The organism is Cyclobacterium salsum (assembly GCF_010119245.1).
Lineage (GTDB): Bacteria > Bacteroidota > Bacteroidia > Cytophagales > Cyclobacteriaceae > Cyclobacterium > Cyclobacterium salsum.
The window spans coordinates 369,321-382,163 of sequence record NZ_WNKG01000007.1 but is presented as its reverse complement, the minus strand read 5'-3'; the positions used below and the strand labels follow the sequence as shown (position 1 = coordinate 382,163).

Here is a 12,843-nt window from a genome sequence, read left to right as displayed (position 1 = left end):
TTATTGATTTTTTAGCTCGGGCTCCTGCCCGTTCAAAATTTCTGCGATATGCATCACTTTTATTGGACTTTTGTCCCTTCGTAACAGGCCTTCCAGGTGCATAAGGCAGGACATGTCAGCACCGGTAATCACCGCTACTCCCTGCTCCTGATGGTCCTGTATGCGGTCTTTTCCCATCTGTACGGAAATCGCTTCTTCAAAAACCGCAAAGGTACCGCCAAACCCGCAACACTCGTCCTTCCTGGCCAAATGGACCAGGTCAATGTCTTCGACCATTTCCAGCAGCTGCAGGGGTTTGTTGAAATCCGGCACCATCAGTTCCGATGGCCTCGCTAGTCCAAGGCCTCTCAGCCCGTGACAACTGGCGTGCAGGCCCACTTTATAAGGAAACCGGGACTTCAATTCCTTGATTTGGACCACATCGGTCAGAAATTCACACAATTCGTATAGTTTGGGTTCGCCTTCCTTGTTAGAAAGAATGTGCTCCTTGGCATGCAGGGTACAGCTTCCGGAGGGACAAACCACGTAGTCAAATTCAGCAAAATTTTCCCGAAACAGGTCGGAAGCGCCTTGCCCAAACTCCTCGTATCCCGAGTTGGCCATGGGCTGTCCGCAACAGGTTTGTTTCAGCGGGTAGGCTACCTCCACGCCCGCTTTTTCCAGCAGTTCCAAGGTTGCGATGGCTGCTTTTGGGTAAAATTGCTCGACGTAACAGGGTATAAACAATCCGACTTTCATTCAGAGGAGGTGTTATTGGATATGTAACAAAATAGAGGGACCATTGTTGGCCTCATGCAATAAAGATAAGCATCAGAAGGTAATTCGCCAGTATTTACTACATAACTTTTCCCTTCCGATGCCTGACGGATTACCGGGTAAGTAAGCCGTTTACAATTAAATCCGTGTTAAAAGTACGATAGCAGCAAACAGGAACCATCCTGCACTGTGCTGATGGTAGGGGCGGAAGCGGGAATCTTTTTGAATCTGGATTCTGCCTTTCCTGAATGAATGTAATCTTTCGTTATTGTTTGCCGTTTTGGGGTTATTAGCTTAACTCTGTACGGTTTCCGCTATGAGTAATTGCGTGGGTTAGAACTTAATTTTGCTAGTGCTAACCAAGCTGTATTAAGTCTCAATTTTTTCTTTTGGATTGTTCTTCTTGCTACAAGTTCATCAAAAATCGGTTGCAAATTATTGACAAAAATCTTTATGACTGAACCACCAAGTAGTGGGTCATCTTCTGTGTCAGCGTGCCATTGTAAATGGATAAAGAGGTCTTCTCTTCTCATAACGGCATGCATTTAATCCTTACGTAACAGATTAAAGCCTACTTGTTTTTGATACCATCCTACATCTCTTTCAATATTTTGACTGGGCAATACTGATAAAATTTCTAAAAATTCAGTTTTCATAGTAATTAGACTTTTTTAATGGTGCTGTCTTCCATATTTTTTCAAAGCAGTTTGAACGTCCAAAATCGGTACTTTCAACATTTCATTTTTCAAGTCTTCTGATTCATAAATATCAAGATTGTGTATTTCGTATTTTTTATGGTTCAGGTCTAACATAATAACGTCAAACGTAAATGCAGTTTCAGTATTGGCAATAAACCAATGGACCTTGTCTTGCTCATCAGAAATGGAAGAAGTCTCTCCAACTTGTGCAATTCGGTCAAATAAGGGTTTAATTATTAAGTTTTGTCCTTCTTGGTGAATTAAGACTTATTTATCTAATAACGACAGCTTTCCAACCACATCTTCTCCTCTTAATACGTGTGCACCCATAATTTCACCTTTGGAATCTCTATTAAAATGAAGTTTCATTCCCATATCATCATGAAGGAAAAATTTATCTTTTTCGTAGGGAAGAAATTTCATCATGTTATCAATAAGGAGTGCTCCATCAGCAACCGAAATAGTTGGCCTATGACCTCCCATCATTCCATATTCTTCGAAAATCAATTCTACAATGTACTCTTGAAGTATTTCCTCTGGTAGAATTAGCGCTACCACAGTCCTAACCTGCGTTGAATCTATATTTTCTGCAACCTGAACAAACATGCCACCGTCTCCTCGTTCAAAACCAATAATTTCATCATTTTCATTACGCTGAAAAATTAAACTAAATCTATCATTATCTATATCAAAGAAAGAGTCCTTTCCAAAAGGAAAGAATTCCAATGAATTGTCAAATAGAAGCCTTTCTCCTGTAGCTTGGATATGTATTTGATGCCCTTTCATTTCTCCTTCAATGACTGCATAATAACCTTCATATTGGGACAACTCCTCAGATGAAATAGAAATCGGCCTAAAAGTATTTATGTCATTTTGCAATGCCAAAAAACGATCGAATATCGGTTGAGCAGCAAAATCGGTGTTAGTAAGCGAAATAAACGTTCTATTGATATTTGGCATATAGAAAATCATAGTGCTCACCCCATAGAAGCCCCCGGAATGCCCTATAACACGCTGACCCTCTTGCTCATAAACCTGAAATCCAAGTCCATATCCCCCTCGGAATTCTTTTGTAAATAACTTGTAGGTTTCTACGGAAATAAGCTTTTCGGAACGGATGCCATTCATGAAAAGATTCATATCCGATACGGTAGAAAAAGCTCCGCCTGCCGGCATTCCTTTAATAGAACGAATGGCGATGTTACTTCTGATTTGGTCGTCATTAGGAACTCCAAACTCCATCGAAGCTTGCGCATCATTGAAATAACCAACTGCACGGTTTTTGACTACTTCATCTTTTTCAAAAAAACCGGTGTCGCACATGTTAAGTGGAACAAATATTTGTTCATGGACAAAGTCATAATAATTCTTACCTGAAACCTCTTCTATGATTCTTCCAAGGATTAAAAAATTGGTATTCGAATACATGATACGGTCAGATGGAACATGCCCGATTCGCAACTCAGAAAAATAGGGATCATAATCGCTAACTTTTCTAAGTCTACTGCGGTCACCTCTGAGGTAAGCCTCTTCAAAAAATAAATCAGTGAGTCCACTTGTATGTGACAGCAATTGCCGCAATGTAATCTCACTTGCTATTTCTAGTGGAAATGAAGGAAAATACTTCATAAAAGGTGCATCCAGATTGATTCGATCTTGATCATATAAAATTGCAATGCCAATGGCGGTGAACATTTTTGTTGCCGATGCCAAATCGAATTTGGTATCAAGTGTATTATTCACATCCCAATCACGATTTGCACTCCCTTTAATGGAGGAAAATTCCAATATTGAATCCTGGAAGATTACTGTGACTCCGCTATATCTCTCATTTTCAAATCTAAAGTTGATATAGGACTCTAATTCTGGGTAATCGGTAAGCTTGTGCTTAGTATTGTCACCTAGACTTTGGGCGCGGCCTGCGAATTGCATCACAATTATTAGTGTCAAGAGAGTAACAAGATTTTTCTTCATCATTTAGCTTTTTTTTAATGGATACTTTGACGAAGATAGAAGGATTGGGCCTTACTTTTAACTAAATTTTCTCCCACTCATTTAAGTGGGAGAATTCGATGAGATGGAGTCAGCTAATTGTTTTGGCGTCATTCCAGTCTGAGATTTCATAACACGGTAAAAAGAACTTTCGCTTTTGAAACCACTTTCCTCGGCAATGGATAAGAGTGTCTGAGAAAGGTGCCGGTCTTGTTGGAAGGCTTTCTTTACTGCATTTACCCTGTATTCATTGACAAACTGAAAAAACGATTTTTGCAAAAACTGATTTAAGCATTGGGTAATATGATGTGAAGGGATTTCACACTCTAGGGCGAACTGCTTGAGATCAAGATCAGTATTTTTAAACAGTTCTTTATCTTCCATGGTTTGTCTGATCGTTTCCGAAATTTGCTGTACCTCTTTATGGGAAAGAGAACTTGTTCTATAAGTCTTAGCTTCTTGTTTATTCTGATCCAAAGAGAGCTGCCGAAGCTCAATCGGGTTTTCTTCATAAGATGAATTCAAAAAGATAAAAGTAGAGATGATAATGGAAGTGGAAAGAACAAAAAAAGCCATGGTATAGTACGAAATACTCGCCTGGTCCACGGAACTATAGATCAGTGCATTTACAATAGAAACAATAACATAAATGGCCATTACGGAAAAAATCTTTGGAACCGCGAGTATCGATACGAGAGTAGAGTCAGACGAAGTACCTGTGATTTCTTTCAGACGCTTTTTGATATATCTACGGCCAAAATACGCATAGGTGAACATCTGAGTGATGTATATAAGCTGTACATAATCAACCTCAAAATCTTCGCTATAGAAGGAATGGTAAATGCGCAGCTTCATACTGGCATCCTCAAAGTAGAATGAAAGGAATAAAACCAAACTTAATAATGAAGGTAAAAAGTGTAATCCTTCCCGAATTTTTATTTTTCTTGAGGGTTCTAAAATGCGAATCGAAACTAAAAAGAGAAGTGGAGCGACCAAGAACCAACTTGGAACATTCGTCCAAATGAGGTGTGGAGCTAATTGAGTCCATCCACGCACCTCAAATATGAAAATGAAAAATAAGTAGGAAATATTTAAGAAGAAAAATCCAAATATGACTTGCCTACGATAAAAGAGTAGCCATATTGATAGGATCAGGCCCTGAATAATTGAATATTGCAGGAAAATTAATAATATCTCATTTAGAATATTCAATGATCTGCTCAAATGTGCTACGTCCTCCAGAGCTCCGTAGGCTTGGCTCACATCATATGGGAGCCGTCTATAGGCGCATTACGCCGTATATGGCTGCTTAAAAACCCGGTTTTTCCTTTTGCCTGGGATCTATTTTTCCATTTTCAGAACTGCGAATTTGCCTTTGTTCCAACCATGGACGAGTATGTATAATTGTTTGGACCCGTTTTCATTTACAACGTGTGGCCAAACTTGATGAATATTTGTCAGGACAGGTATATCCAGATCTCCGGGGACGATAGTCGATACCAAATTATCACCTGTATGTACATATACGGGCGCAGATTTTTGTTCGCCAATAGCACTTAGCGCATTTAGGAAATAGTGTTCAGCTTTATAAGAGACGTTACAAACGAGACTCCCTTCCGGTATATCATTGAAAGTCTCTACAAACTTTCCTTTTTTAGTGAATTTCACAACCTGCCCTGCGGCTCTGTTGGCTACAAAAATATGTTTTTCATGGGCGTATATACCATGTGCCGTTTGAAACTGTCCGGGGTTGTTTCCCTTTCCACCCCATGCGAGTTTTCCCCAGCTCCATTTGCCTCCTTTTTCCTTAATTGTCATGACAAAATCTCCTTTGGAATACCCGTGGGCTACGTATAAGGTGCCATTCAAGTATGTTACGTCTGTTACCCCAAAATTGCTGTCTTTTGATGCGAAGAACTCATTGGCGGGTTCAAATTTGAATTCCGTACCTGTAGGCTTCACAATTTCACTAACAATTTTTCCATCCAGGGTTAAAACCAGTACTCTTTTGCCCTCTTGTGCCAGGGCGAGGTATTTTTCACCCTTATGTACAAAGAAAACGATACCGTGAATATTATCTTTTAAACGCGGATCAGTTCCTATCGTTGACCATTTGGTAAGGTCGGGACTTATACTGCACAGGCCGTATCCGGGGATTCCAGTATATACGATTCCCGTTTCGGGATCTTCATTAAAACCGCCGTGCATTCCCGCCTCAAATTCCCGGGCTCCTTCTGGAAAGGCAGCCGTTAATTCTTTATCCCAGGAAAATATAAATTCACCCTGCCCAGTTACCAGTTTTGCCTGCTCGGGAATGTTGTCGGATACTGATGACTCAACGTGATGATGCGCGATAGCAACATTTTCATGAGCATGGTGTGTGTGATCGTGGCTATGGGTAGGGTTATGTTGAGTATTTTGCGCTATAGAGGTGATTGTAAATCCGAAATAGGTTATTAATGATAGTACAGCAAGTATCTTGTTTTTTAACATGGGTAGTGAGTTTATTTTATAATTTTAGGAAAGTTAAACATTTTCGTAAACTGGCTAAAACCAGCAATTAATTTTATACGGTGTTGCTCAGTTTTAGTCTATTTCATTGATAATTATCAAATTGAGCACAACCGCCACGGCTAAGAGTAGGCGGGCATTAAAACCCGATTGCCTGTCCACCAAGACCAAGGTTTGTTAAAGGTAATGACTTTCAATTTAAAACTTTCCGCCCGCTTGTTCTTAGGTGATGTTAGCTACTGGGCTTTTTAACTTCTTTCATACTTTCTGGTATTTCTAAACCTTTGATATAATTTTGAATATTACCATGATTTCGATATTTACCAATTAATGTTGAGAATGAAACTGCTGAGAAAATAAAGACTATTATTGAAAAAATACTGCTTATTATGAGGTTAGAATTTAATTCTTTAAGATAGTCAGATGCGATTTTTAAATTCCAGTCAGATGAATACAAGATGTACAATAATGCCAAAAGGAATAAAACGCTTGGGATGGAAAACTCAATCCAACTTTTATTTCTCCACTTTTTCAATTCTGATTTCACCCATAGGTTTCTTTGTATTTCCCTTGTTTTATTTTGTTCATCTACAAGTTTGTTTTCTAAAGTTTGAACCTTTAAGTCAGCTTCATTTTTTTTATTAATGACAGAATCAAAAACTTTAGCTTTTTCTTCATATGTCGACTTTGATTTCTCAAGTTCATCAGTCCTTAAGGCTATTTCTTCAAATACTTTTTCTAACTTTTTAATCCTGCTTTCTTCTAATCTTTTTTGTTTCGCAGCTTCGTCCTCAAGTCTTTTTACAAATTGCTCTTTGTCTTTTTCAGCAAGTAAATTTAATTCTTCAATATCTTTTAATTGCTTATTCGTAATACGTGTAGCAACGCGAACAATATCCGTGTCACTAATTTCTTCCTTAGCGTATTTATGAATATTATCGTCTAATTCTCTTAATATTTGAGACTTTGGAAGGTTTTTGTTTAGTGTTAATGAAATAATAGATGTTAAACCAATTTCAGCTAAATCATCCCCTTGAATTTGTTTGTTAATTTGAGGATTACTTAGCCACAAAATATTTAATAAATCGTCAGCTTTTATAGTCTCAGGTTGAAACCCATCTTTTAAAAATATATTATCCCCTTCGACTGATGCAGAGTTATTTACAAACCAAGCATTAACCTTTTCAAAATCCCTGATTTTCTTAGTTCTTTTCTTTTTTACATACAAAATAGCAACAGCATCGTGAAGTGCTGATTTTTTTGAATTTCGTACCTTTTCAAAAATTTTATATTCTTCGGTAAACTTTGCTTCGTTCTTAAGTTTTTCTGTATGATAAATCACACTGATACCAAACTCTCCAATGGAACTTTCAAGGTTATCAGCAGCACGTTCTAAGTCAGTTTTTGAATATCCTTTTCTATCACAAGCATTATATACATCCTCAGGGTTTACCTTTTTTTGTAGAAATGATTTTTCAAAGAACGATGCTTTTGTTTCGAGAAGATTTTTTGTTTCTTCAATTGTATCCTTTAAAATAGTTATAGTAAATCCTTGTTGTTTAGCAATTCTGATTAATGTTCTGCAAGTATGAGTAGATTCAGGAGTATTTAAGTCCAAAAGTCCAACAACAAAATTTGTGTCCAATAGCAATTCAATTTCTCTCTTGACACCATCAGGATTGTATTCTATATACCCTGCTATAATTGAGCCAAGATAAATATTTTTTATGCGTTCATAAATGGTGGGGATTCTTCTGAAAAATTCGATGAATTGAGCTTCGGAAGTATAATCCTCTCCATTGGTACTTTGATTATTGGAGATGTATTTTGAAAGGGTAAATTTATTCTTTTCAATGAATTTAAAAATGGAGCTACTATTTTCAATTTCAAGTTCGGAAGTTTCGCAAAACTTTTTAAACAATTCCTCCAATTCTCCTATTTCCTTTTCTTGATTATGTATAACTTCTTCAAAATCTGTAAATGCGTATTGATTAATGCTAAATGCTCCGTCACTATAAATTACAAAATGGGTTGTTTCTTCTGTATTTATTTCTTTACAGATTTCGTCAAGTATTTTTTTTAAAGTAGGAATTGGAAAATCTATATTATAAAGAGAGTCTGTTTTTGTCTTTATTTCTATTATGCTTTTCCCCTTAAAAACTCCTTCAAAATTCATTTTTGATAGAGCCCTTTTTACTAAGGGAATGAAAATGTCAATTGGTCCTTTTGCAAGACTCCCCGTATTTCTTATATGGGCTAGCAAGCTGTATGTTATGGCTCTTTCTTTGTTCATTCTCTTTATTGTATGATGGTTCTTTAGCCTTGTGCCTAACTACTGGCTAACCGCACCCCTTGCGGTTACTTCCCTTTTGGGCGGCGGATTCAACTCCCTTAAATATAGAAAAATTTTGAGAAATACCAACTAGCTTTTTCAGTACCATGCCTCTTAGCCATTCAACCGATACTGAACAATAAAATTTGAATTCGCGACTAACCGCTTATCGGGGTCCCTGTTCCCACAGTCTGTCCTGGACGTTACCTCGGAAGATAAATGCCGGGGTATGCCTCCTACTCATTCCTAAGCTGGGCGAGGTTTGTAACTTCACCCAACTATTTTCGAAATTGTAAACAGAAAATACGTACCAAAAGGCCATTTGCAATGGCCACTCCTTATCCGTCAACAAAAACGATAATCATTTATGGGTCGACTTTGTATTTTTCCCGGATCGCAGCATGTGGAAAAAGGATAGCTCCTGGCAGGGGCCTTTGTTTCCTGGGCTGGGTGTAACTATATCCCTTTTATTATATTTTTAACGCCAGCGAGGCATTTGTAATGCCGGATCCGTTGGACAGACCGTTTAAAAATCTTTCCCGGAAACAGGTACGTTTAGCCATTGCAAATGGCTTTTTGGCGGCTTTTTTCTTTTACGATAGCGATGATAGCAGGGTGAAGTGACATACTTCACCCAGTAGCAGCAGCTCGTTCTCAGCAAACGAAACAAAAACCCAGGGCAAGAAAGGAGCCTTTCCACCCATTGCATTTGATTTATAACAATTTAGTTATATCTTACACAAGAAACTATTCGACTCACCAGCTGCCGCTTATCTTAGCCCTAAATCATGCTCCGAGTGAAACCCATTAGCCTACTCCTGGATTGGACCGTTCGCAAAACCCACTCAGGTTTGCCCTCCCTTATTGTTGGGATTGGCCTATTCACCGCATGCTCGGAACCCCCACTTGGTGCAAACTTCAGGGAGTACTTTTCGAAAACGGAAGTAGTAGCGGTAAGGGGCGAAACGGTAGCGTTGACCGAAGGAGAAAAGCCGCTGAGCTACCTATTCAATATGACTTTTTTTGACAGCCTGATACTGGTCAACGAATTTCCGGATCGGGAGTATACCTACAAACTAATTGATTTGAGGAACATGTCGGTCAGGCCGTTTGGAAAAAAGGGAGAGGGGCCCAACCAATTGCTAAGCGATGCCTTTTATTTCTCAGTGGACCGGAAAGAAAATCGGCTCTATCTGACAGACCAGGTGCACTATTACATCCATGACATCGATGACTTGAAAAGCGGCCTGGATGAGCCCACAGCGAAGTTTACCATCGATCAACAGGAAAAGCGCTTTATGGGGAGTACCGTCCATGTGGATGGATACATCGTAGGCAGCATGCATCACAAACGGTTTTGTGCCTACGATATTGAGAACGGGGACTTTATCGAAGTGGGTGAGTACCCGGGAGGGCCCTCCATGGCGATGGCCAACCAGTCATTTTTCATGAACCACCCCACAAAGAATTTGGCCGTATACGGCATGTCCAGGGTCCCGGAATTTGGAATTCTCAGGGTTTTACAGGATACGATTGACGTTACTACCTATGCATGGGGAGATACCCCTTTGGATGTGCAACATAGCCCTGTAGGCATGGCGGTCGTGGATAAGGAGGGGTCTACCTTTGAATACATGTCCGTGGCGGTGACGGAAGACCATATTTACTTCCTGTACAGTGGAAAAACAATCGATGAAAGTTCCCGGGAAACCATCATCCAATCAGGTCTTTCCAATGAGGTATTTGTGTTGGATTGGGAAGGAAAGCCTGTAAAAAGATACCTACTGGATCAGCCTGTCCGCTCCATCGCAGTAGATGATCAAGCCAAAATACTGTATGCTGCTTCTTTTGAGAAAGAACCCGGTTTAATCGCCTACCCATTAAACGAACCCTAAATGATACGACTTTATTTACTTGTAGTAGTCTTTGGGCTATCCCATTTCGGGTATGCCCAGGAAGCCACCGAGTCCAAACTATTCCAACTACCAGCAAATGCACAAAAGGTTAGTGGCAATACCGAAGTCAACCCCCTGGTAAAACCCCTAAAATTGGTGACGGTATTAGACCCGAAAGGCTCCTCAATTGACCGGGAACTGGAGGTTTGGAATGGCTTAATGGGCAGTATGGATAGGGATTCCATCGGCTATATTTTTCTGGTGCAAGACACAGACGATAGAGAGCGGTTCAAGCAGTATTGGTTTTCTGACCGGAACATGGACTATCCCTTTTATTACGACACCGAGAAAAAGGTGATTAAAGCGAATGGCTTGTCGGAAAGAAGTCCCGGGCAGACCTTGCTATTGGATGACAAAAACGCCATCATCCTGTCAGGGGGCAGTCCTATCAATACCGATCCCTACAACCGCTATCGCAGCGAGCTGTACCAACGGACCTTGGAAATGGGGATGGAAGGGGCTGTACGAGGAGTGATCGTTGAACACACCGAGAGAGGCATAAAATGGTTTTATGCCAATGAGCCAGTCTATGTAACGGAAAAAGGCGAAGTGCTACCTAAAAATCAGGCCGATGCGGGAATTCGCTCCAAAAAATGGGTACCTGCCATCAGCCCGCTTTCCGACACCATTCGCCTGGTCAACAGGAATCAGTAAACGTGAAATAATTTCTTATCCAGGAAAAAAGCCAGGGGTTAGATCTGGTTTTCCATGTGAGGAATTACACGAATGAGTCTGACTCGGTCACAAATAATGCCTATTCCGTCACATTTATTTGCCTTTATAGCCCTCACAGCTTATTCTTGTCACATGTTGAACATCCGCCTCATCACCTCAATTTTTATCCTTGCCCTTTATTCCTGCCATCCCCAGGAGGAAGGCAAAAAAATAATACGCCAAATTCCGGAATCAGGAACCCTGAAATCCAGCGAAGTAAGCCTGGCCAATGCGGCTCTAATGCCGTATAAAATCGTCGCGTCTGCTGACAAAGCCGTGGTCTTAGACCAGGGGAAAGAAAATCTATTCAAAGTCTATACCCTGCCTGATTTTTCCTTCCAGTACGCCTTTGGCGACATCGGTGAGGGCCCTGATGAATTCCAGTTTGTGAATGGAAATTCCTTGAAAATCCATGGGGAACACCTCGTGGTGCTTTCGGGTACACAGTTGATCAAAATAAAACTGCATGCGGAAAAAGCAACCCGGGAAGCGCAACATACATTGATTTCCGATACCGGTGGGCCGATTAACGGGCTGCACCTGGTCAATGACTCCGTATATGTGGCCGACATCGGGGAGGCAAAACCGGGAGCACCGGAGCACCGGCTGGTCCACCTGGGACGAAATGAGGAATTGGTCCGATTCGGTAAATACCCCAAGCCAGCCGCCGGGGAAAATAAGGATCAGGCAAACCTGTCCCGCGATTATATGAAAAGTACGGTGGCCAACCCCAAAGATGGAAGCTTGGCCGTATTTTACTTGTACCACAATCAAATCAGACTGTATAGTGGAGATGGGGAACTTCTTCAGCAAATAGAGGTGAAGAGCTCCTCCAACAGCTCATCCGATGAGGAAATGTGGATTTACCGGGCGGATCCATTTGCCAGTAGTGAACACATCTATGTACTTTACGTGGGAATGCCCAAAAAGGAAGTAGAAGAAAATTTTGAAACCTTCCGACCCTACCTGGAAGTCTGGGATTGGGAGGGAAATTTACTGGATCGCTTTAGGCTGGACCAGCCCATCACTACCTTTACGTACGCTGAGGAATTCAAAAAATTGTATGGGATTTCTTTTTTTAAGGAGGATGTACTTTACGAATACGATTTAAATGAAGGCGGTATCACCGATTTTGAGAAAGAGTCGTCCGCCGGGAAAGGGAAAAACAGCAAACAACTAGATCCCATTCGTCAACCCGACAAGAAAATCATCGCGGAGAATGCTTATTTCCGGATAGAACCGCCAGCAGGTTGGAACTATCCCCCCAGCTGGACATTGGAAGAAAAGAAATCGGTTGGAGAGCGAGACGGTTTGTACCTCACCGGGGCAGCTTTTGTCAGAGAAAACCCGGCTGATAAATCCGTTTGCGGTGCATCGATGCAACTTACCGTTGGGATTCCCAAAGAAGAACCATTTGATGTTGACGAATATTTGTCTTCACGTGCAGATGGTTATCGATCAAACGACCAACTGAACGAGCTCTCTATTGAGGAACTGGCGAATGGTATAAGGGGATACACCATTACCTACAAACGCCGATTTGTGGATCCGAAGGGTGAAGTCTACCTTAGCACGAATGAGCATACCCTCTTTGAAAGAGAGGGTCGGATAATTGTGACCAGATTTACCAGTTGTGACTTTTTTGAGCGGTATAAGGAGGTAGTTCGAAAAGCCTTTGAATCGCTGACATTGAAAGACGCCATGCCCGGGTAGTGGACATGGTTTGATCCGACCCCTAAAACTGCGTTGTGAATGTTATTTATCCCTGCAATTTTAGAATCAAATTTTAAATTTGCAGAGATGTTGAAACGACTAGTGTATCCAGTACATTGTTTTCCTGCACACATTCTCCCGTTGAGGGACTTATTGGACCAAGGGAAGTAGG

9 protein-coding genes are annotated in these 12,843 nt (G+C 40.7%); 3 read left to right on the top strand and 6 right to left on the bottom strand.

What is annotated here, in order from left to right; genetic code table 11:
* The 6 genes from GJS45_RS14700 to GJS45_RS14675 form a co-directional block, all read right to left on the bottom strand.
* Complete coding sequence (locus tag GJS45_RS14700; protein ID WP_162342605.1) at positions 1–738, bottom strand: (Fe-S)-binding protein; 738 nt, start codon at positions 736–738, stop codon at positions 1–3.
* A gap of 332 nt (positions 739–1,070) precedes the next feature.
* The gene (locus tag GJS45_RS23710) at positions 1,071–1,289 is read right to left on the bottom strand and encodes a hypothetical protein (protein ID WP_202928091.1); all 219 of its coding nucleotides are present in this window, start codon (positions 1,287–1,289) and stop codon (positions 1,071–1,073) included.
* A gap of 432 nt (positions 1,290–1,721) precedes the next feature.
* Entirely contained in the window at positions 1,722–3,431 is a 1,710-nt protein-coding gene (locus GJS45_RS14690; protein ID WP_162342604.1) for a serine hydrolase domain-containing protein, read from the bottom strand.
* A gap of 78 nt (positions 3,432–3,509) precedes the next feature.
* Positions 3,510–4,709: a helix-turn-helix domain-containing protein gene (locus GJS45_RS14685; RefSeq protein WP_162342603.1), complete on the bottom strand. Its 1,200-nt coding sequence runs from the start codon at positions 4,707–4,709 to the stop codon at positions 3,510–3,512.
* 78 nt (positions 4,710–4,787) lie between these two features.
* Positions 4,788–5,939, bottom strand: coding sequence for an NHL repeat-containing protein (locus GJS45_RS14680; protein WP_162342602.1), 1,152 nt, complete (start codon positions 5,937–5,939; stop codon positions 4,788–4,790).
* A gap of 250 nt (positions 5,940–6,189) precedes the next feature.
* On the bottom strand, positions 6,190–8,250 hold the full coding sequence (locus GJS45_RS14675) for a hypothetical protein (protein WP_162342601.1): 2,061 nt from the start codon (positions 8,248–8,250) through the stop codon (positions 6,190–6,192).
* A gap of 827 nt (positions 8,251–9,077) precedes the next feature.
* Between GJS45_RS14675 and GJS45_RS14670 the strand changes: the two genes are divergently transcribed.
* The 3 genes from GJS45_RS14670 (at position 9,078) to GJS45_RS14660 (ending at position 12,671) form a co-directional block, all read left to right on the top strand.
* Positions 9,078–10,184 (top strand): BF3164 family lipoprotein, encoded by a 1,107-nt coding sequence (locus tag GJS45_RS14670; RefSeq protein WP_162342600.1) that lies wholly within the window; start codon positions 9,078–9,080, stop codon positions 10,182–10,184.
* On the top strand, positions 10,185–10,898 hold the full coding sequence (locus tag GJS45_RS14665; RefSeq protein ID WP_162342599.1) for a hypothetical protein: 714 nt from the start codon (positions 10,185–10,187) through the stop codon (positions 10,896–10,898).
* Positions 10,899–11,051: 153 nt separating this feature from the next.
* Positions 11,052–12,671 carry a TolB-like 6-bladed beta-propeller domain-containing protein gene (locus GJS45_RS14660; RefSeq protein WP_162342598.1) on the top strand — a complete coding sequence of 540 codons (1,620 nt, stop codon included), beginning with the start codon at positions 11,052–11,054 and terminating at the stop codon, positions 12,669–12,671.
* The last annotated feature ends 172 nt before the right edge of the window (positions 12,672–12,843 follow it).